General features: G+C 67.5%; 16 protein-coding genes and 1 tRNA gene. 9 read left to right on the top strand and 8 right to left on the bottom strand.

Annotated elements, in window-relative coordinates; translation table 11 throughout:
* Positions 1 to 5: 5 nt before the first annotated feature.
* Positions 6 to 1,667, bottom strand: coding sequence for an NAD+ synthase (locus AC4GYU_RS03745; RefSeq protein ID WP_491085560.1), 1,662 nt, complete (start codon positions 1,665 to 1,667; stop codon positions 6 to 8).
* A gap of 84 nt (positions 1,668 to 1,751) precedes the next feature.
* Here AC4GYU_RS03745 and AC4GYU_RS03750 point away from each other — a divergent pair, with 84 nt between their 5' ends.
* Positions 1,752 to 2,687 (top strand): ribose-phosphate pyrophosphokinase, encoded by a 936-nt coding sequence (locus AC4GYU_RS03750; protein ID WP_491085561.1) that lies wholly within the window; start codon positions 1,752 to 1,754, stop codon positions 2,685 to 2,687.
* A gap of 3 nt (positions 2,688 to 2,690) precedes the next feature.
* Here AC4GYU_RS03750 and AC4GYU_RS03755 read toward each other — a convergent pair whose 3' ends face one another.
* On the bottom strand, positions 2,691 to 3,371 hold the full coding sequence (locus tag AC4GYU_RS03755) for a hypothetical protein (protein ID WP_491085562.1): 681 nt from the start codon (positions 3,369 to 3,371) through the stop codon (positions 2,691 to 2,693).
* A 258-nt stretch (positions 3,372 to 3,629) separates the two neighbouring features.
* On the bottom strand, positions 3,630 to 3,812 hold the full coding sequence (locus AC4GYU_RS03760; RefSeq protein ID WP_491085563.1) for a PspC domain-containing protein: 183 nt from the start codon (positions 3,810 to 3,812) through the stop codon (positions 3,630 to 3,632).
* 430 nt (positions 3,813 to 4,242) lie between these two features.
* Here AC4GYU_RS03760 and AC4GYU_RS03765 point away from each other — a divergent pair, with 430 nt between their 5' ends.
* The 3 genes from AC4GYU_RS03765 (at position 4,243) to AC4GYU_RS03775 (ending at position 8,501) form a co-directional block, all read left to right on the top strand.
* Positions 4,243 to 4,761: a DUF4402 domain-containing protein gene (locus AC4GYU_RS03765; RefSeq protein WP_491085564.1), complete on the top strand. Its 519-nt coding sequence runs from the start codon at positions 4,243 to 4,245 to the stop codon at positions 4,759 to 4,761.
* 169 nt (positions 4,762 to 4,930) lie between these two features.
* On the top strand, positions 4,931 to 5,752 hold the full coding sequence (locus tag AC4GYU_RS03770; RefSeq protein WP_491085565.1) for a fimbrial biogenesis chaperone: 822 nt from the start codon (positions 4,931 to 4,933) through the stop codon (positions 5,750 to 5,752).
* Between the two features lie 31 nt (positions 5,753 to 5,783).
* Positions 5,784 to 8,501 carry an MSCRAMM family protein gene (locus tag AC4GYU_RS03775; protein WP_491085566.1) on the top strand — a complete coding sequence of 906 codons (2,718 nt, stop codon included), beginning with the start codon at positions 5,784 to 5,786 and terminating at the stop codon, positions 8,499 to 8,501.
* Positions 8,502 to 8,532: 31 nt separating this feature from the next.
* Here the strand turns inward: AC4GYU_RS03775 and AC4GYU_RS03780 are convergent.
* Positions 8,533 to 8,619 (bottom strand) — tRNA-Leu (locus AC4GYU_RS03780).
* A gap of 139 nt (positions 8,620 to 8,758) precedes the next feature.
* On the opposite strand from AC4GYU_RS03780, the gene AC4GYU_RS03785 reads away from it, so the two are divergent.
* Positions 8,759 to 8,977, top strand: a complete 219-nt coding sequence (locus AC4GYU_RS03785) for a hypothetical protein (RefSeq protein WP_491085567.1) — start codon at positions 8,759 to 8,761, stop codon at positions 8,975 to 8,977.
* A gap of 1 nt (position 8,978) precedes the next feature.
* Here AC4GYU_RS03785 and AC4GYU_RS03790 read toward each other — a convergent pair whose 3' ends face one another.
* Positions 8,979 to 10,013, bottom strand: a complete 1,035-nt coding sequence (locus AC4GYU_RS03790) for a zinc-ribbon domain-containing protein (protein WP_491085568.1) — start codon at positions 10,011 to 10,013, stop codon at positions 8,979 to 8,981.
* 107 nt (positions 10,014 to 10,120) lie between these two features.
* Between AC4GYU_RS03790 and ftsE the strand changes: the two genes are divergently transcribed.
* From ftsE to AC4GYU_RS03810, 4 genes are read left to right on the top strand one after another with little or no spacing between them, the layout of a single operon-like run.
* Positions 10,121 to 10,840, top strand: a complete 720-nt coding sequence (gene ftsE / locus AC4GYU_RS03795) for a cell division ATP-binding protein FtsE (RefSeq protein ID WP_491086873.1) — start codon at positions 10,121 to 10,123, stop codon at positions 10,838 to 10,840.
* A 26-nt stretch (positions 10,841 to 10,866) separates the two neighbouring features.
* On the top strand, positions 10,867 to 11,706 hold the full coding sequence (locus tag AC4GYU_RS03800) for a cell division protein FtsX (RefSeq protein WP_491085569.1): 840 nt from the start codon (positions 10,867 to 10,869) through the stop codon (positions 11,704 to 11,706).
* A complete protein-coding gene (locus tag AC4GYU_RS03805) occupies positions 11,703 to 12,233 on the top strand; it encodes a YdcF family protein (RefSeq protein WP_491085570.1) in 531 nt (176 codons plus the stop codon). Before AC4GYU_RS03800 ends, AC4GYU_RS03805 begins: the two co-directional genes overlap by 4 nt.
* Positions 12,234 to 12,246: 13 nt before the next feature.
* Positions 12,247 to 12,927 (top strand): lysophospholipid acyltransferase family protein, encoded by a 681-nt coding sequence (locus AC4GYU_RS03810; protein ID WP_491085571.1) that lies wholly within the window; start codon positions 12,247 to 12,249, stop codon positions 12,925 to 12,927.
* Here AC4GYU_RS03810 and pheT read toward each other — a convergent pair.
* From pheT to AC4GYU_RS03825, 3 genes are all read right to left on the bottom strand, one after another.
* On the bottom strand, positions 12,924 to 15,287 hold the full coding sequence (gene pheT / locus AC4GYU_RS03815; RefSeq protein ID WP_491085572.1) for a phenylalanine--tRNA ligase subunit beta: 2,364 nt from the start codon (positions 15,285 to 15,287) through the stop codon (positions 12,924 to 12,926). The two genes, AC4GYU_RS03810 and pheT, sit on opposite strands and share 4 nt — an antisense overlap.
* Complete coding sequence (gene pheS, locus AC4GYU_RS03820) at positions 15,284 to 16,351, bottom strand: phenylalanine--tRNA ligase subunit alpha (RefSeq protein ID WP_491085573.1); 1,068 nt, start codon at positions 16,349 to 16,351, stop codon at positions 15,284 to 15,286. Before pheS ends, pheT begins: the two co-directional genes overlap by 4 nt.
* A gap of 63 nt (positions 16,352 to 16,414) precedes the next feature.
* Complete coding sequence (locus tag AC4GYU_RS03825) at positions 16,415 to 17,818, bottom strand: helix-turn-helix domain-containing protein (RefSeq protein WP_491085574.1); 1,404 nt, start codon at positions 17,816 to 17,818, stop codon at positions 16,415 to 16,417.
* Positions 17,819 to 17,820 lie beyond the last annotated feature (2 nt).

The raw sequence follows: 17,820 nt of genomic DNA on the forward strand, positions 1-17,820 counted from the left end.
ACGGCCTAGCCGCCCGTGCGGAAGGCGTTGGTGATCGGGTAGCGACGATCGCGACCGAAGTTGCGCCCGCCGATCTTGACCCCCGGCGGCGCCTGCCGCCGCTTGTACTCGGCACGGAGCACCAGTTTCTCCATCTCCGCGACCAGGGCGCGGGGCTCACCCGTCTCGTCCACGATCTCGCTGACCGACAATTCGCGGTCTATCAATCCGTGAAGGATCGGGTCGAGCCGGTCGTAGGGCGGCAAGCTATCCTCGTCCTTCTGGTTGTCGCGAAGCTCGGCCGAAGGCGGTTTGGTGATCACCTGTTGAGGCATGACGGGGCCCTCAGGGCCGAGGAAGCCGGCGGGACGATGCGCGTTCCGCCAGCGCGAGAGCGTGAAGACCGTCGTCTTGTAGGCGTCCTTCAGGACCGAATAGCCGCCCGCCATGTCGCCATAGAGCGTCGCGTAGCCCACGCTCATCTCGCTCTTGTTGCCGGTCGTCAGCAGCATGTGGCCGAACTTGTTCGACAGTCCCATCAGCGTGACCATCCGCAGCCGGGCCTGGATATTCTCCTCCGCAAGGTCGGGCTTCCGCCCCGTAAAATTCTCGGCGAGCATCGTCTTTATGGCCTCGACCGCGGGGACGATCGGAATGACGTCATGACGGATGCCGAGAAGCCGGGCGCTTTCGGCTGCGTCCGCTACGCTGGTCGAGGCCGTGTAGACCGAGGGCATCATCACGCCCCAGACCTTGTCCGCACCGAGCGCGTCGACCGCCACCGCCGCCGACAAGGCCGAGTCGATGCCGCCCGACAGGCCGAGCAGCACGCCCGGAAACCCGTTCCGGCCGACATAATCGCGAAGGGCGACGACCATCGCCCGGTAGACGTCCTCGGGGTAGGGCGCGAGCGTCGCCACCTCACGCGTTGCGCACCCCCAGCGCCCGTCCGCCCCGCGCGACCAGTCGGTCAGCAGCAACTGCTCCTCCCAGTCGCGCATCTGGACGACCAGTTCGCCATCGCTGTTGAAGACCATCGAACTGCCGTCGAAGGCCAGTTCGTCTTGCCCGCCGACCCGGTTGAGATAGGCGAGCGGCAGGTTCGTCTCGCGAGCACGATTGCCGAACAGCTTGCGGCGCAGATCGTCCTTGTTGATCTCGTAGGGACTGCCATTCGGGCTGAGCAGGATTTCCGCCCCGCGCGCCTTCAGATGGTTGGGCACGTCCTCGAGCCACAGATCCTCGCAGATCGGGAAGCCGATCCGGACACCCTTGAAGGTGAACACCTCGGGCAGAGGCCCCGGCGTGAAGACGCGCTTCTCGTCGAACGTGCCGTAGTTCGGCAGCTCGCGCTTCAGCGTGGTGAAGAGGATTTGGCCTCCGTCAGCGACCACCAGCGCATTATGCGCCTTGCCGTCGCGGACCAGGATCGTCCCGAAGGCGATCGCCGGACCGGGCTCCACCGTCGCGGCGACAAGCCGCTCGGTCGCCGCTGCCGTCTCGCGAAGGAACGCCGGCTTCAGCACCAGATCCTCGGGCGGATAGCCGACCAGCTGGAGCTCGGGAACGAGAAGGAGGTCGGCGCCCGCCGCCGCCCCGCGCATGGCGAGGATCGCCTCGGCATTGGCCGAGAGATCCCCCACCCGCTGGTTCATCTGGGCAAGCGCAATGATCAGCCGGTCGGTCATGCTTCGTCCCTAGCCGCTAGCGGGCTTTCGTCCAACGCAAGCCCCCGCTAGAGGGCGGTCGAGAGCTCCCGGGGAGAAGGCACGATGAAACTGTTGGCCGGCAATTCCAATGCGCCGCTCGCCAAGGCGATCAGCGATTATCTGGAGCTGCCCCTGACGCAGGCCAGCGTCCGCCGCTTTTCGGACGAGGAAATCTTCGTCGAGATCCACGAGAATGTCCGCGGCGAGGACGTCTTCCTGATTCAGTCGACCAGCTATCCCGCCAACGACAATCTGATGGAGCTGCTGATCTGCGTCGACGCCCTGCGCCGGGCCTCGGCCAAGCGCATCACCGCGGTCATTCCTTACTTCGGCTATGCCCGCCAGGACCGAAAACCCGGCCCGCGCACGCCGATCTCGGCCAAGCTGGTGGCGAACCTCATCACGACCGCCGGCGCCAACCGCGTCCTGTCGGTCGACCTTCACGCCGGCCAGATCCAGGGCTTCTTCGACATCCCGACCGACAACCTGTTCGGGGCACCGGTCATGAGCGCCGACATCCAGGCCCGTTTCAGCGACCAGCCGATCACCGTGGTGTCGCCCGACGTCGGCGGCGTGGTTCGCGCCCGGAGCCTCGCCAAGCGGCTCGATAACGCGCCCCTCGCCATCGTCGACAAGCGGCGCGAACGTGCTGGCGAATCGGAAGTGATGAACATCATCGGCGACGTCGAAGGGCGCTTTTGCATCCTGATCGACGATATCGTCGATTCGGCCGGGACGCTCTGCAATGCCGCTGCGGCGCTCAAGGCACAGGGCGCAGTCGGCGTGGTCGCTTACGTCACGCATGGCGTGCTGTCCGGCGGTGCGGCGGCCCGCGTCGCCGCCAGCGAGCTGACCGAACTCGTCGTCACCGACAGCATTTATGCGGGCGAAGCCGATCTTCCCGGCACCAAGATCCGCCGGCTCACCATTGCCCCGCTATTGGCCGAGGCCATCCGGCGCATTGCCGACGAGTCGAGCGTTTCGTCGCTGTTCGACTGATCGTCAGGGAGCGGCGACGGCGCGCGTCGTCGCGCTGACCGTCGCGGTCTTGGCCAGGGTGCGCAGGCGCCCATGGACCCAAGCACGCCCGGCGCCGAAGCTCGCGGCCGGCTCGAAGCCGGTGCGGCCGTCGGCGGAGACGGGCGCGTCGCCCTGCTCCTCGAGCAGCCACCAGCGACCATTGGCGCGCGCGGCCAGCATCACATAGTCGCCGCGAATCCGATCCCGGCCCATGACCAGATAATAATCGTTCCGCGGGTAGCCGAGCGCCTTCAACGCCTGAAATTTGAGGATCGCGCGATCGTCGTCGTCGCCGAGCCCGGTGGAAAGCGTCTCCGAGGCATTCGCCCAGTAGGTGCGGGCACCATATTGCGTCGCGTCGGAGCGCCAGTTCACGCGCCGGTCGACCTGCGCCTGAAGAAAGCGGAGCTGGTCGAGCTTGCCGAGCTCACGCGCCGGGGCGACGAACGCCGCCAGCGCGGGCGTCGGCCGCGCTTCCTGCATGATCTTATGCCATTTGTCCGCCCAGCGCCCCTGCGGACCGGGGATGGCGACCGTGCCGAACAGATTGGGACGAACCGGAGCAGTTACGACCGCATCGTCGCCGCCAGGTGACGGATCAGCGCTTGCGATTGCGGGAGCCCCGAGGCCGGCCACCAGCAGAAACGCAGCCGCGCCAGCCATGGCAGATCGCAATCCGTCGCAAGCGCTCATCGAGCCTCCGATGCTGAGAACCCCCTCTCGGCCTAGAGATGAGTTCACGAGGAGGACGCTTGAGGAAGATGATGGTTAACAGCCCAAGGCCAAACTACGCTGTAACGTGCTTGTATTAAGTTGAACCGAGTAAGATGCTCTTGCCTTGCTGCTCCAAGTTAATCTCGCGGTACAGTCCTTTGACGGTAGTCGAGTCGGTAACAGCGAAAGACTCCCATTTCTCGCGAATCATGCAGTCGGTGCAAGAAGACCGGTCGCGACATAAAGAATGGCGGCGACGGGCCCCGTCAGCAGCACGGCGGCGATCAGCCCAAGTCGGACGAACAGGGGGTCGACGCCGGTACGATCGGCGATACCGGCGGCAACACCCATGAACTTGGCGTCGCGGCGATTAAGGACGAAGCGTTCCATCTTTCTACTCCAGATAGGGTTGGTGATCAGGCGACGGGGAGGGGGCCGACAGCCGCGCTGACGAAGAGCAGGGCGGTGATGAATGCGCCGGCAAAGGAGACGGCGATCTGGCGGGGATCGATGGTCGAAGTCATGGTCAGTTCCACTGTCTGGGCGGCGAAAGTGCCGCATGCCGACGTCAATGCAGGGGCCGTGCCAAACAGAAGAAACCTCGCTTCGTCAGTGCCTTAACCAAGAGCCTGCACGGAAGCGGAAGCTTGGACGACAGCGGGGTTGGGCAAATTCCCCATCTTTTGGCGCTGTCCGGAAATTCCCCAACGGCCCGTTAACCAATCTCGCCAGCAAAGCGGCAAGGGGTGAGGGTTAATGGAGGGCTTACCGCGTTTGGGGCCTTCTGCCGCCGAACGCTCGGTGTGGGGACTGAACGACTATGAAGAAGCTGATCTTTGCTGCGGCCGCGCTGGCCGCTTTCGCCGCCGCGACTCCGGCTGCTGCCCAGTCGGCGACGGGCGCGACGCCCAAGGCGACGGCCAATGCCCGCCTGATCAAGCCGCTGACGCTGACCGCGATGCGCGACCTCAATTTCGGCACCATCGTGATGGGCACACTGACCGCCAACGAAACGGTCAGCATCAATGCCGCCGGCGTCGTCAGCTGCGGTTCGTCGGGTAACCTCGTCTGCACCGGCACGCCGCAGTCGGCGGGCTATCGCATCACCGGCACCCAGGGTCAGGTCGTGGTCGTTTCCTCGGCCGCTGCCAGCTTCCCGCTGAGCGGCAGCAACGGTGGCACCCTCAACTTCGTGCCCAGCCTGCCGACCCCGATCACGCTCGGCAACTCGGGCAGCCCGGGCAATGATTTTAGCGTCGGCGGCTCGGTCTCGATCGGCAGCGCCACTCCGGACGGCGTCTACCAGGGCCAGATCGATATCCAGGTTGCCTATCAATAAGACCCGCTGATCTCGCGATCAGACCAGAGAAGGGCGGTCCCGGAAGGGGCCGCCCTTTGTCGTTATCCAGCGGCGGATAAGCGGGATGGTTAGCGCTTCATCAACCATTGGCTGCGAGAAACACTCCGAAATGGCGGCAATTGGGCCGCCTTCGGGAGCCGACAACGCCATGACCCTGACTGCTCGATTCGCCCTCCGGACTGCCTTGCTCGCACCGCTCCTGGCACTTGCCCCGGCGGCGCAGGCGGGCGTGGGCGATCTGCTGGTCGCACCGACCCGGATCATCCTGAACGGTGGCAAGGGCACCGAGATCATCCTCAACAACATCGGCGACGATACCGCGACCTACCGTATCTCGGTCGAGCTGAAGCGGATGCGGCCCGATGGCACCTTCGAGGACGTCGCCACGCCGAGCGCCGCCGAGGCAGCCGCCCGCGACATGGTCATCTTCGCGCCGCGCCGGGTCGTCCTTCCGCCCAAGCAGCCGCAGACGATCCGTATCGCCGCCCGCGCCCCGGCCGGACTGCCCGACGGTGAATATCGCGTCCACATGCTCTTCCGCGCCGTTCCGCCGGCACAGCCCCCGGTCCAGACCCCGGCGGACTTCAAAGGCATCGGCTTTGCCCTGACGCCAGTCTATGGCGTCACCATTCCGGTCATCGTCCGCCTCGGCAATCTCGCGGCGACGGCTGGAATCGCCAATGTCGGCAAGGTCCAGGTCGAAGGGCGTCCCGCGGTTGCGCTGGAGCTGACCCGCTCGGGCTCTCGCTCCACCTATGGCGAAGTCCGGATCATGAAGGCTGGCTCCAAGGAGCCGCTCGCCATGCAGCGCGGCATCGCCGTTTACACCGAGCTCGGGCGCCGGCAGGTCACCATTCCGCTCGAACCTGCGGTCGCCGCGCAGGCGGTCGGACCGGTCACCGTTCAATATGTCGAGAATGTCGACGGCGTGACGACGACGCTCGCCGAGACGAGCGCGGTCCTCCGGTAAGCCAGCGCAGGGGGCGGGGACACTTACGGTCATGACGCGGCGCTGGCTTCGCTGGCCCCTGTCGCTGGCAGTCGCCAGCGGCCTGGGCATCGCCGCGCCCGCTTCCTCGCCCCAAGGCGCCGCCGCCTGGTCGGCCGACCCCGAAAGCCAGTTCCTCCTCGACGTCCAGATCCGCCAGCGCGCGATCGGCGACGGGGTTCGTGCCTATCCGGTGGCGGGGGGCACCTGCGTCATTCTCGGTGACCTCGTCACGGCCTTGGACCTCCCGATCAAGATCGACCTCGCTGGACGCCGCGCGGCTGGCTGGGCCTTCAAGGAGCAGAACAAGCTCCTGATCGACCGCGCCGCCGGGCGGGTGACCTACGGCAGCAAGAGCGAAGCCCTCGATAGCGCCCTCATCGAGGATGCCCCTGAGGGCTGGTGCGTCGACACCCGGGCTCTGTCCCGCTGGCTCGGCCTCGTCGTCGAGCCGCGCACCGATGCCTCGCTGCTGACCCTCCAGACGGACATGAAGCTCCCGGTCGAGCTTGCCGCCGAACGACGTGAGCGCGCAGCCCGCCTCAGCAAGGCGAGCTTCGACCTCAAGTCCCTGCCGCAGGTGCGCCTGCCCTATCGCATGTGGCGGACGCCATCGGTTGACGTCATGGTTGACGCCGGCCTCACTTATTCTGCCTCCACCGGCGCCCGAATCGACCATCGCGCAAGCATCATCGCCGCCGGCGAGGCGCTGCAGATGAGCTACGAGGCCCGGATCGGAACCGATCAGCGCGGGCTTCCGACCAATCTTCGCTTTCGCGCCTTCCGGTCCGATCCTGACGGAGGTCTGCTGGGCCCGCTCCAGGCGACCCACGTCGCCGTCGGCGATGTCGAAGGTCTCGGATCGCCGCTCGCCGCAGCCACGGCGACAGGCCGCGGAGCCGTCGTCACCAATCGTCCGTTGTTCAAGTCGGTCGCCTTCGACCGCACGCAATTCAGCGGTGAGCTTCCCCCCGGCTGGGATGCCGAGCTCTACCGCAACGGCGAACTGGTCGCCTTTGCCGCCGCCACCGGCGACGGTCGCTACCGCTTCGACGACGTCGCCTTGTCCTTCGGCGACAATCGCTTCGAGATCCTCACCTACGGTCCGCAGGGGCAGGTGAAGAGCCGCATCGAGACCGTAAATGTCGGGCCCGATGCGGTCCCGCCCGGACAGACCTATTATTGGGCCGGCGTGGTCGACCCTGGCCGCGACATGCTCGACTTCCGGCATAGCCGCGCTCCGCCTGACCGGGACGGGGGCTGGCGCGCGACGGCGCAGGTCGAGCATGGCCTCGATCGCCGCACCTCGGTCGCAGCGCTGGTCCAGACGCTCAGCGTCAACGACGAGCGCGTCACCTATGTCGAAGGCACCGTCCGGCGTTCGATCGGGCCCGCGATCGTCGAGGTCGCCGCTGCGCGCGATGATCGCGGCGGATTGGCCTTTCGCGGCCAGGCGCTGGCGAAGATCGGCGGGACCAGCATCGCCTGGAGCAGCTTCCTCAGCCGCGACTTTGCTGCGCGCCCCGACGGGCTCGGCGCCACGTCCGAGCACCGCCTGAGCGTCGACACGCCGATCAAATTCTCTTCGAACTTCACCCTGCCGCTTCACGGCGATGTGCGACTGGCGCGCCGCGAGGACGGGGGGCGCACCATCGAGGCCAATGGCCGCACCAGCATCATGCTGAGTCGCTTCAACCTCGCCGCCCTCGTCCGCTACCGCGACGAGCAGCCTGCGGGCGGCATCGAGCGGCGGCGCGAGGCCGAACTGGGGCTGATCGGCAGCGGCCGCATCGGACCGGTCCGCGTTCGCGGCTCCACCGAATGGGAAATCGCCCCCGGCACACGTCTTCGCCGTGCCGAGCTATCCGGCTACTGGAGCCGTGGCGGCAACGCGGACTGGGAAGGCGCGCTCGCCTACGAGAAGACCGAGGGCCGCTTCCGTGCCCGGGTCACGCACATCCGCCGCTTCGACCAGCTCGCCCTTGCCGGGACGCTCGAAGCCGCGAGTGACGGATCGGTCGCTGCAGGCCTCAACCTCACCTTCTCGCTCGACCGGGGCAACAATGGCTGGCGCTTCAGCCGGCAATCGCTCGCCGGCACGGGCAGCGTGCGCGCGCAGGTCTTCCGCGACGCCAATGGCAATGGCATCCGGGACGGGGACGAAGCACTGGAGAGCGGGGCCTTGCTCACCGCGGGCCTCCGCCCCGCCGACAAGCCGACCGGCAAGGACGGCTGGGGCTCGGTTGCCGGCCTCGACAATTATCGCCCGGTCGCGATCGGCGTGGATACGAGCTCGCTCAGCGATCCGAACCTCGTCCCGGTGCGCCCGGCCCAGGTTGTCGTTCCGCGCCCCGGCATTTCGGCCGAGCTGCTGATCCCGCTGACCGGCGGGGGTGCAATCGAAGGCGTGCTGATTAAGGACGGCGGCGGCGCCTTCGAAGGCTTGGCGCTCGAGCTGGTCGACGCCGACGGCAATGTCGTCGCGACCTCGAGCAGCGATTATGACGGTTATTTCCTGTTCGAACGCGTGCCCCCGGGCCGCTACGCACTGCGTCTCAGCGAAGCCAGCGCTGCCGCCGCCAAGGCGCAGGACCGAATGGTGATGCCGACGGTCGAGCTCAAGACCGACCAGGCGGTTGCCCGGCTGGGATCGCTGGTCGTTCGGGCAGCGCCGAAGATGGCCGTTAACCAAGAAGTCGTCTCAGGCGACTTGGCATCTCTTCAGCGCTAAACTGCTGGATAGCTTCACTTCTTGAGTGAAGTGGTGCGGTCGAGAAGACTCGAACTTCCACGGCCTTTCGGCCACAGCGACCTCAACGCTGCGCGTCTACCAATTCCGCCACGACCGCACGTGATGTCGGCACCCGCAGGAGGAGCGCCGTTGGCAAGGCCCGCGCCTCTAGCAGCGGGATTCGGGGAGCGCAACAGGGGATGATCCGTTCCAATTCGGATCAAAGGTAAACGTCGCGTTTACCTTTCTGCCCGCTGATGCGTATCCTGAGCATGATGCTGACGTTCGCCTTGCTGGCCGTGTCCGCAGTGACCGCGCCGCCACCTCCGCCACCGGTGGCGCGCGCCTCGACCACGGCGTTCGTCCGCGTGGTCCGCGCGGCCGCGATCCGCAATGGACGCAGCGATGAGCCCCATCGCCGGACCATCGTTCGTGATGAGCAGGGGCACTCCCGATTGTTGCTGGAATTCGAGTAGGTTAGGCGCCGACCGCTTCGCCGTCGCGGCAGACCGGCGGCTTCTGCTGCTCGCCGAAGAAGACTTCGAGGCAGGCCGCCGCGGGTGGAATATTGAGGTTCGCGCTGTTGAAGCTCGCGCTTCCGCCGGGCGCAAGGCGCGGCGCGGGCGGCGGAATGGTCCACTTGTAGACCACCTGCTGGTCGAGGCTGCGCAGCTGGGCATTCAGCGCCGGAACCGCCTGCGGCTGGTCGGTCGGATTGATCACCATGCCGCTGACTTCGAGAAGCTGATTTCCGCTCGCGAGCTTCTGTCGGCTGTGCTGCTGCAGCTGGAGAAGCAGCTTCGTCTGTCCGTCGGCCTGGGCGAGGCCGAGGCGATTCTTGAATTCGCTCGGCGCCAGGAACCAGATTCCGGCTGCGATCGCCGCCACCAGCACAAGAAGCCCAAGGATGGCGAGCGGCCAGCGACGACGGGCTGGCGCCTCGTCCTCGTCGCCGTTGGCGAAGGGGCTGTAGAGATCGTCGATCGCTTCGGCCCGGCCGGCCCGGAGCGGGTGCGAGGTGCGCTGCGGCTCCGACTCTTGGGCCGGCACGGCCTCGGCGGGATAGGGATCGCTCGCCGCCGCGGCTTCGGCTGGCATGACGGCGGGCTCGCTCTCGACGCGATCGACCACCGGCTCCTCGACGAGGTCGGCCTGCATGCTGCTCTCGGTCGCCGCGGGCTCGGGAAGAACAGCCTCGTCATGACGCGCATCGGCGGCATTCTCGAGCGGCTGATCGGGATGCGCGTGATCACCGACGTCGCCGGGCGAGGCGGTGTCCGCCGACTGGTCGAATGCGGAAGCTTCGGACCGCTCCTCGCCCAGACCCTCGCGACCCGTTTCCGGAACGTGCTGGACGGGCGCTTCCTGCACGGGATCGTCCTGACCGAGCGTCTCCGGATCCTGGTGCCAGCTGTGCTTGCACTGGGCGCAACGCACCGTGCGTCCCTCCGGCGGAATGGCGCCATCCTTGACGACGTAACGCGTCCCGCATGACGGGCAGGTAAGGATCATGGTCGGCCGCTTTCCCTCAGAACCGTCAACAATAACGGTGCGTAACCTTTTCGTGAATCCATTGGCAAGCTAGAGCCTTGCACTTGAGACGATTAGAGGGGGCGAGACTGGCCGCGCTGGTCGAGTTTGACGGGGTGGGGCTGCGTTACGGGACCGGCGCGGAAGTGCTGGCCGGTCTCGACTTTCGCCTTGCGCCCGGCGGATTCTACTTCCTCACCGGCCCGTCCGGGGCGGGCAAGACGTCGCTGCTCAAGCTGCTGTACCTCGCCCAGCGTCCGACCCGCGGCCGCCTGCGCCTGTTCGGCGAGGACCTCGGCGAGGCGCCGCGCGCGACCCTTCCCGCCTTCCGCCGCCGGATCGGCGTGGTTTTCCAGGATTTCCGGCTCGTCCGGCACCTCTCGGCTTTCGACAATGTCGCGCTTCCGCTGCGCATCGCGGGGCAGAGCGACCGCGAGATCGAGGGGCCGGTCCGGGAGATGTTGGCCTGGGTCGGTCTGGCCGATCGTGCCAGCGCGAAACCGCCGACCCTGTCCGGTGGGGAGCAGCAACGCGTGGCCATCGCCAGGGCCGTGATTGCCCGTCCCGAGCTGCTCGTCGCCGACGAACCGACCGGCAACGTCGATGCCGCAATGGCCGACCGCCTCATCCACCTGTTCGAATCGCTCAATCGCCTCGGCACCACCGTCGTGGTCGCAACGCACGACATGTCGCTGATCGCGGCGGTGAAAGGCGCACGGCTGATGCGGCTCGAGAACGGCCGCCTCGCCGATCCGACCGGCGAACTGCGCCATCCGCCATCGGCCGGTGCGCCGGAGCTCGACCGATGAGGGGCTGGCTTCCGCCCACGCCGGCGATGCGCAAGCTCCTGCCGGACCAGCGCAAGCGCGCGGCGCCGTGGATCATGGGGCTGATGACCTTCGTCAGCCTTGTCGTCGGCGCCCTTGGCGTCAGCCTGCTCGGCGCCGTTGCCGATCTCGAAGGTGCGGCCAAGGGGCGCTGGTCGCTCCAGGTCACCGGCACGCCGGCCGAGGCCGCCCGCGCCGAGGCCCTGCTCCGCGCGTCGCCTGACGTCATCGCCATTGCGCGCGTTCCTGACGCCGAACTGCGCAAGACCCTTCGTCAGTGGCTCGGTCCCGCCGCCGAGACGCTCGACCTCCCCTTGCCCGCCCTCGCCGACGTGTCGCTCAAGGCGGGCGCTGATGGAGAGCGCCTCGCCCGCAATCTCGGCGCGACGGTCCCGAGCGCGCGCCTGGCTCCCTATGCCACGGAGTTGAAGCCGCTCCTCGCGACGCTGCAGGGGCTTGCCTTGCTGGTGACCGGCCTCCTCGTCGTTCTCGCCGCGGCGATGGCGGCGGCTGTCGCGCTCGCCACGCGCGCCACGCTGGACAGCAACCGCGCAACCCTCGAGGTGCTGCATGGGATCGGGGCGACCGACACCCAGCTCGTCGGCCTCGTCCAGCGGCGCATCGCACTCGATGCCCTCGGAGGAAGCCTCGCCGGCGCGATCGCCGCAGCATTGGTCCTTGGCCTCGCGCTTATCCCCGCGCGCGACCTTCTTGCCGGCTGGGGCGGCGCGCCCTTGCTCTCGGTCTCTCAGCTGACCCTTCTCGCGCTGCTGCCGCTTGCCCAGGCCGCTCTTGCGACTTTGGTTGCTAGGCGTGCCCTTCGGCGGGCACTGGCGGACACCTTATGACGCTTCGTCTCGCCGCGCTCGGGCTGCTTTTCTATGCCCTCGGCTTCGTGCTCTTTGGCGTGTCGCTGGCCAAGCCCGCGCCGGCCGAGCGGACCGACGCCATCATCGTCCTTACCGGCGGAAGCGGGCGGCTCGAGCGCGGCATGGCCTTGATGAAGCAGCGCCAGGCGACGCGAATGCTGGTCGCCGGCGCCGATCCCAGCGTCACCCGCGCCGACCTCGCCCGCCGCCTCGGGAAGGGTTCGCGCGCGACGCTTCGCTGCTGTGTCGATCTCGGCTCGGAGTCGGTCGATACCCGCAGCAATGCCGAAGAAGCCCGGCGCTGGATGCAGAAGCGCGGCTATCGCTCGCTCCGCCTCGTGACCAGCGACTGGCACATGCGGCGTGCGGCCTATGAATTTCATCAGGACCTGCCCGACACGCGGATCCTGCTGGACGCGGTCGCGACCCGGCCCAGCCTGTTCACGCTCTTCGCCGAATATAACAAATATCTGCTTCGGCGCGCGGCGCTGTGGCTCGACGTCTGAGGAATCCGGACCCGTGAATGCGTTGCGCTCCGCGCTCTACTTCCTGCTCTTCTATCCGGGCACCGTCTTCTATTGCATCGCGACTCTTCTGGTCGCGCCGTTCGGAAGCGGGCCCGTCCGCACGGTCATTCACGGCTGGGCGAACTTCCATCACCTGCTCGTGACCAGGCTGCTGCGGATCCGCTTCAACGTCGAAGGCACGGTGCCGCCCGGGCCCTTCCTCGTTGCGGTGAAGCATCAGGCGATGGTCGAGACGATCGAGGTTCTCCGCCTCGTCGATACGCCCGTCGTCGTGATGAAGCAGCAATATGTGAATACGCCGCTGCTGGGCGCGGTCATGCGACGCTATGGCGTCATCGGGGTCGACCGCGAGGCTGGCGCGAGCGCGCTGCGCGAGATGATGCAGCGCGGAAAGCAGGCGATTGCCGACGGTCGTCCCGTGGTCATCTTCCCCGAAGGCACGCGCGTGCCGGTCGGCGAGCATCCCCCGCTGCGACCTGGCTTTGCGGGTCTCTATCGCGCGCTCGGCCTCCCGGTCGTGCCGGTCGCCCACGACAGCGGACGCCTCTGGCCCAAGGGCTTCATCAAGCGTCCCGGAGTGATCAATGTCCGTATCGGCGAGACCATTCCCGCCGGCCTCAAGCGCGACGCGATTGAAGAACGCGTCCACGCCGCGATCAACGACCTCGCCTAGGCCCGCAGTCGCGCGCCGAGCTTGCCCGCTGCCGCAACCACCTTGTCGCCGAGCGCCTTGAGGTCGGCATCGGTAAGGCTGCGCTCGACCGGCTGGAGCAGGACCTCGAGCGCGAGGCTGAGATCGCCACCTTCTGGCTGATAGCGGTCGAACACACGCACGTCGGTGATCAGCGCCTTGTCCGCCCCGCGGATCGCCCGGACGAGATCTCCCGCTGCAAGTGACGGCGGCACCACGAAGGCGAAATCGCGGCTTACCGGCTGCAGCGCCGGCGGGGTGAAGGCCGGCCGCGCCCGACCCTTGTCGCGAGCGGCCGGGACGGCGTCGATATAGAGCTCGGCCATCTGCGTCGTCGTCGGCAGGTCGAACTGCCGGGCAAGCGCCGGGTGGATCTCGCCGAAGCGCGCCAGTTCGGCCTTGCCGAGACGGAGCGAAGTAGAGCGGCCAGGATGATAGGTCTCGCCCGCGCCCGCGCTCAGCTGGAGATTGGCGACCGGCGCGCCCGCTTCCTCGAGCAGCCGAAGGACAGACGCCTTGACGTCAAATGGCCCGAACGGCTGCGCTTTTCCGCCTTGCCAGTCGCGCGGCGAAGCCTCGCCCGTCAGCAGGATTCCGACGGTCACGCGCTCGCCTTCGGCAAGGTAGCGGCGCCCCACCTCGAACAGCCGAACGCTGGTCGCGCCGCGTGCAAGGTTGCGGGCCGCGGCCCGCACGAGGCCCGGCAACAGCGAGCCGCGCATCACCTTCATATCTTCGCTGATCGGGTTGGCGAGGACGTGCGCCGAGCCGCCGAATGCCGCCGCTTCCTCTTCCGAGATGAAGCTCCACGTCACCGCTTCATGAAGACCGCTTGCCGCCGCCGCACGGCGAACCCGCCGTTCGACCCGCTGCGCAGGCAAGGCGACCGGCGCCGCCACTCCCGGCTGGCGGGGGAGCGGGGTCGAGGGAAGCTGGTCGTAGCCGGCGACGCGGGTGACTTCCTCGACGAGATCGGCCTCCCCGTCGATGTCCGGGCGCCAGCCGGGGACCGTCCAGCCGCCACCGCTCTCGCTGAAGCCCAGCGACCGAAGGATCTCCGCCTGACGCGCCGGGTCGAGCGACAAGCCCGCCAGCGCCTCGACCCGCTCCGGACGGAGCGCGACCGTCTTCGGTGCCACCACCCCGGCCCATTGCGCTCCCGTCGCGAGGGTGACGTCGGTGGGAATGCCACCGCACAGATCCACGATCATCGCGGTCGCCGCATCCACCATTGCCAGCAGATTCTGCGGATCGACGCCGCGCTCGAACCGGGCCCGGGCATCGGTGTTGATCTGGTGGCGCTGGCCGGTACGCGCGATCGCGACGGGATCGAACCAGGCGCATTCAAGAAGGACGTCGGTCGTCTCGTCTGAGACGCCGGTGCTGCTCCCGCCGATGACGCCGCCGAGGCCGAGCACCCCATTGTCGTCGGCGATCACGGTGTCGCTCTCCGCGACGGTATAATCCTTGTCGTTGAGCGCCGCGAATGTCTCGCCCGCACGTCCGCGGCGGGCGCTGACCGCACCGCTGAGCTTGGCCGCATCATAGACGTGGAGTGGCCGCGCCTGGTCGAGCGAGAAGAAATTGGTGATGTCGACCAGCGCCGAGATCGGACGCAGCCCGACGGCAAGCAGTCGGCGCTGCAGCCACTCGGGGCTGGGGCCATTCCTGACTCCGCGGATCAACCGCCCGGCAAAGGCCGCGCAGCCACTGTCGTCCGCGACCCCGATCGAGACCGGATTGGCGCCGGCGGCCGCGATCGCCGGCTGCGGCAGTTCGCGGAGCGTCCCGAGGCCGCCCGCCGCCAGATCGCGGGCAATGCCGCGAACCCCGAAGCAATCGGGACGGTTGGGGGTCACCGCAATGTCGAACACCGGATCCTGAAGCCCGCGATAGGCAGCGAAGCTCTCCCCGACCGGCGCGTCGGCGGGAAGCTCGATGATCCCGTCATGCCCTTGGCCGAGCTCGAGCTCGCGCTCCGAGCACATCATGCCGTTGGACTCGACGCCGCGGATCGCCGCGACCTTGAGCGTGAAGTCGCTACCCGGAACATAAGCGCCCGGCGGGCCGAACACGCCCTTCATCCCGGCCCGCGCATTGGGCGCGCCGCAGACGACCTGCATCGGACCGTTGCCGGCATCGACCTGGAGCACCTGCAGCTTGTCCGCCTGCGGATGGCGTTCGGCCGACAGCACCTCGGCGACCACGAATGGCGCCAGTTTCTCCGCCGGATCGTCGACGCTTTCGACTTCGAGGCCGAGCGCGGTGAGCTTGTCGGCGATCTCGGTGACGCTCGCCTCGGTGTCGAGGTGATCCTTGAGCCAGGACAGAGTGAACTTCATGCGCCCACTCCCGCGCTCAGCGTGGGAACGCTCAGCGCCCCGAACCCATAATGTTTCAGCCAGCGAAGATCGCCGTCGAAGAACTGGCGCAGGTCGTTCATCCCATATTTGAGCATCGCCAGCCGATCGATGCCGGTTCCGAAGGCAAAGCCCTGCCACTCGTTGGGATCGAGCCCGGCGGCAGCGATCACCCGCGGATGGACCATCCCCGAGCCGAGCACCTCCATCCAGCCCTCAGCGCCGCCAACGACGCGGCGACCCTTCTCCATCGACCAGCCGACATCGACTTCGGCCGAGGGCTCGGTGAACGGAAAATAGGAGGGACGCAGGCGGATCGCGATGTCGTCACGCTCGAAGAAGGCCTTCAGGAAGGTCTCGAGCGTCCACTTCAGATGCCCCATGGTGATGCCGCGATCGATCACCAGCCCCTCGACCTGATGGAACATCGGCGTGTGCGTGGCGTCGCTGTCCGAGCGATAGACCCGGCCGGGCGCGATCACCCGCAGTGGCGCGCCATGCTTCCGCATCGCCCGGATCTGCACCGGCGAGGTGTGCGTCCGCAGCACGAAAGTGCCTTCGACGCCTTCGCGCGGCTCGACATAGAAGGTGTCGTGCATCGCGCGTGCCGGATGCGTCTCCGGCATGTTGAGCGCGGTGAAATTATACCAGTCGCTCTCGATCTCGGGTCCCTCGGCGACCGCGAAACCGAGGTCGGCGAAGATCTCCGCCAGCTCGTCCATCACCTGGCTGACCGGGTGTACCGATCCCGCCGGCACTTCGGCAGAGGGCAGCGACAGGTCGATGGTTTCGGTCGCGAGCTTGCGCTCCAGTTCGGCCGCTTCGAGCGCCGCCTTGCGTGCCTCGATCGCGTCCGCGACTTGTGCCCGCTGCCCCTGGATCTCGGGTCCCCGTAGCTGACGCTCCTCGGGGCTCATGCCGCCGAGGGTCTTGAGGAGGGCGGTTACCCAGCCGCTCTTGCCGAGCGCGGCGACGCGTTCGGAATCGAGCGTCGCAAGGTCGACGGCGTCGGCGATCCGCTGCAGGGTCGAGGGAAGATCAGACATGGTCGGCGCCTGTAGCGCCTCATGCTTTGCGGCGAAAGCGGGCGGCCCGCCGCGCGCGGCCGATCAGGCCACGAACGGATAGGGCGAGATCGTCTTCCTGTTCTCGTGCACCGCCAGCCGCGCCCCGGCCGGCGGCGTCGCGCGATAGGCACAGTCGAGCCGCGGGCAGATCGAGCAGGCCGGTCCGACCGGTGTCACCGGCGCCTTGTCGAGATCGATCCCGGTCGCGCAATGGAGCTTGTGGGCATGCTCGATGCTACATCCGAGCCCGATCGCCAGCAGCCCGCCCGACAATTCGGTCTTGATCGGCCGCTCGATTGTCCGCGCGACCGTGAAATAGCGATGGCCGTCGGGCGTCTCGATAAGCTGCGTGACGACCTGCCCCGCGGCCTGGAAGGCGGCATGCAGGTTCCAGCGCGGACAGGTGCCGCCGAAGCGCGAGAAGGGGAATCGTTCGCCGGCATATCGCTTGCTGACATTCCCGGCGGGGTCGATCCGCAGCATGAAGAAGGGAATGCCGCGCGCACCCTGCCGGCCGAGCGTGGTGAATCGGTGCGACACCTGCTCGACATTGGCACCGAACTCGGCGCACAGCCGGTCGATCGAATAATGATAGCGCTCCGCCGCGGCGAGAAACTTGCCATAGGGCATCATGATCGCCCCCGCCGCATAATTGGCAAAACTCATGTGCAGGAGGTGGCGGGTGCCGGGGTCGGGTGGCCGCGCGGCATCGAGCAGCCGCGCGATGATCGGGTGGAATTCGAGCAGCGACAATTGATAGGCGATGCCGAACGTCTTGTTCTCCGGCCGCAGCAGCGACGACAGCATGAGCAGGCGCCGCTGCGGGTCATAAGCCTGGCTCGCACCCTGCAATTCCTCGGGTCCGACGACCCGGACCTCGACGCCATAGGCTTCCTTCAGCCGGCGCCGCAGCGGCTCGGCCACCGACAGCGGATCGCCCAGCGCGCCGCCGAGGGTCTCCGCGCCTTCCTCCAGCTCGGGGAAATGGTTGAAGCGGGCCTGGATGAAGTCGCGCACCCAGGTCTCGGGCGTGATCAGCGCGCGCTCGTCCCCGTCGAGCGCGACATCGGTCGCCACCGGGCGCCGCTCGCGCAGCGCGGTGTAAAGTCGTGACACACCCTCGGCGATGCTGGGGCTGTTGTCGCTGAGCTCGAGGATTTCCTGGCGGCTGATTTGGAGGTCGGCGAACATCGGGTCCGCGAAGACCTCCGCCAATTGCTCGGCCGATCCCTGTTCGCCGCTTTCACTCGCGAACTGCCGGATGTCGATTTCGAACGCCTCGGCGAGGCGCAACAGAATGCCCGCCGTCACCGGTCGCTGATTGCGCTCCAGATGATTGAGATAGCTCGGGGAAATGCCGAGCTCGGCCGCCATGCTGCTCTGCTGGAGGCCACGATCGCGCCTGAGCCGCTTGAGCCGCGCACCGAGGAAGAGCTTCTTGGGCATGC

The sequence above is a fragment of the Sphingomonas sp. SP2 genome, assembly GCF_058313385.1.

Excerpts from the sequence above, each read along its gene's own strand:
- AC4GYU_RS03745 (WP_491085560.1), bottom strand. The coding sequence starts at position 1,667 with ATGACCGACCGGCTGATCATTGCGCTTGCCCAGATGAACCAGCGGGTG.
- AC4GYU_RS03750 (WP_491085561.1), top strand. The coding sequence starts at position 1,752 with ATGAAACTGTTGGCCGGCAATTCCAATGCGCCGCTCGCCAAGGCGATC.
- AC4GYU_RS03755 (WP_491085562.1), bottom strand. The coding sequence starts at position 3,371 with ATGGCTGGCGCGGCTGCGTTTCTGCTGGTGGCCGGCCTCGGGGCTCCC.
- AC4GYU_RS03760 (WP_491085563.1), bottom strand. The coding sequence starts at position 3,812 with ATGGAACGCTTCGTCCTTAATCGCCGCGACGCCAAGTTCATGGGTGTT.
- AC4GYU_RS03765 (WP_491085564.1), top strand. The coding sequence starts at position 4,243 with ATGAAGAAGCTGATCTTTGCTGCGGCCGCGCTGGCCGCTTTCGCCGCC.
- AC4GYU_RS03770 (WP_491085565.1), top strand. The coding sequence starts at position 4,931 with ATGACCCTGACTGCTCGATTCGCCCTCCGGACTGCCTTGCTCGCACCG.
- AC4GYU_RS03775 (WP_491085566.1), top strand. The coding sequence starts at position 5,784 with ATGACGCGGCGCTGGCTTCGCTGGCCCCTGTCGCTGGCAGTCGCCAGC.
- AC4GYU_RS03785 (WP_491085567.1), top strand. The coding sequence starts at position 8,759 with ATGCGTATCCTGAGCATGATGCTGACGTTCGCCTTGCTGGCCGTGTCC.
- AC4GYU_RS03790 (WP_491085568.1), bottom strand. The coding sequence starts at position 10,013 with ATGATCCTTACCTGCCCGTCATGCGGGACGCGTTACGTCGTCAAGGAT.
- AC4GYU_RS03800 (WP_491085569.1), top strand. The coding sequence starts at position 10,867 with ATGCGCAAGCTCCTGCCGGACCAGCGCAAGCGCGCGGCGCCGTGGATC.
- AC4GYU_RS03805 (WP_491085570.1), top strand. The coding sequence starts at position 11,703 with ATGACGCTTCGTCTCGCCGCGCTCGGGCTGCTTTTCTATGCCCTCGGC.
- pheT (WP_491085572.1), bottom strand. The coding sequence starts at position 15,287 with ATGAAGTTCACTCTGTCCTGGCTCAAGGATCACCTCGACACCGAGGCG.
- pheS (WP_491085573.1), bottom strand. The coding sequence starts at position 16,351 with ATGTCTGATCTTCCCTCGACCCTGCAGCGGATCGCCGACGCCGTCGAC.
- AC4GYU_RS03825 (WP_491085574.1), bottom strand. The coding sequence starts at position 17,818 with ATGCCCAAGAAGCTCTTCCTCGGTGCGCGGCTCAAGCGGCTCAGGCGC.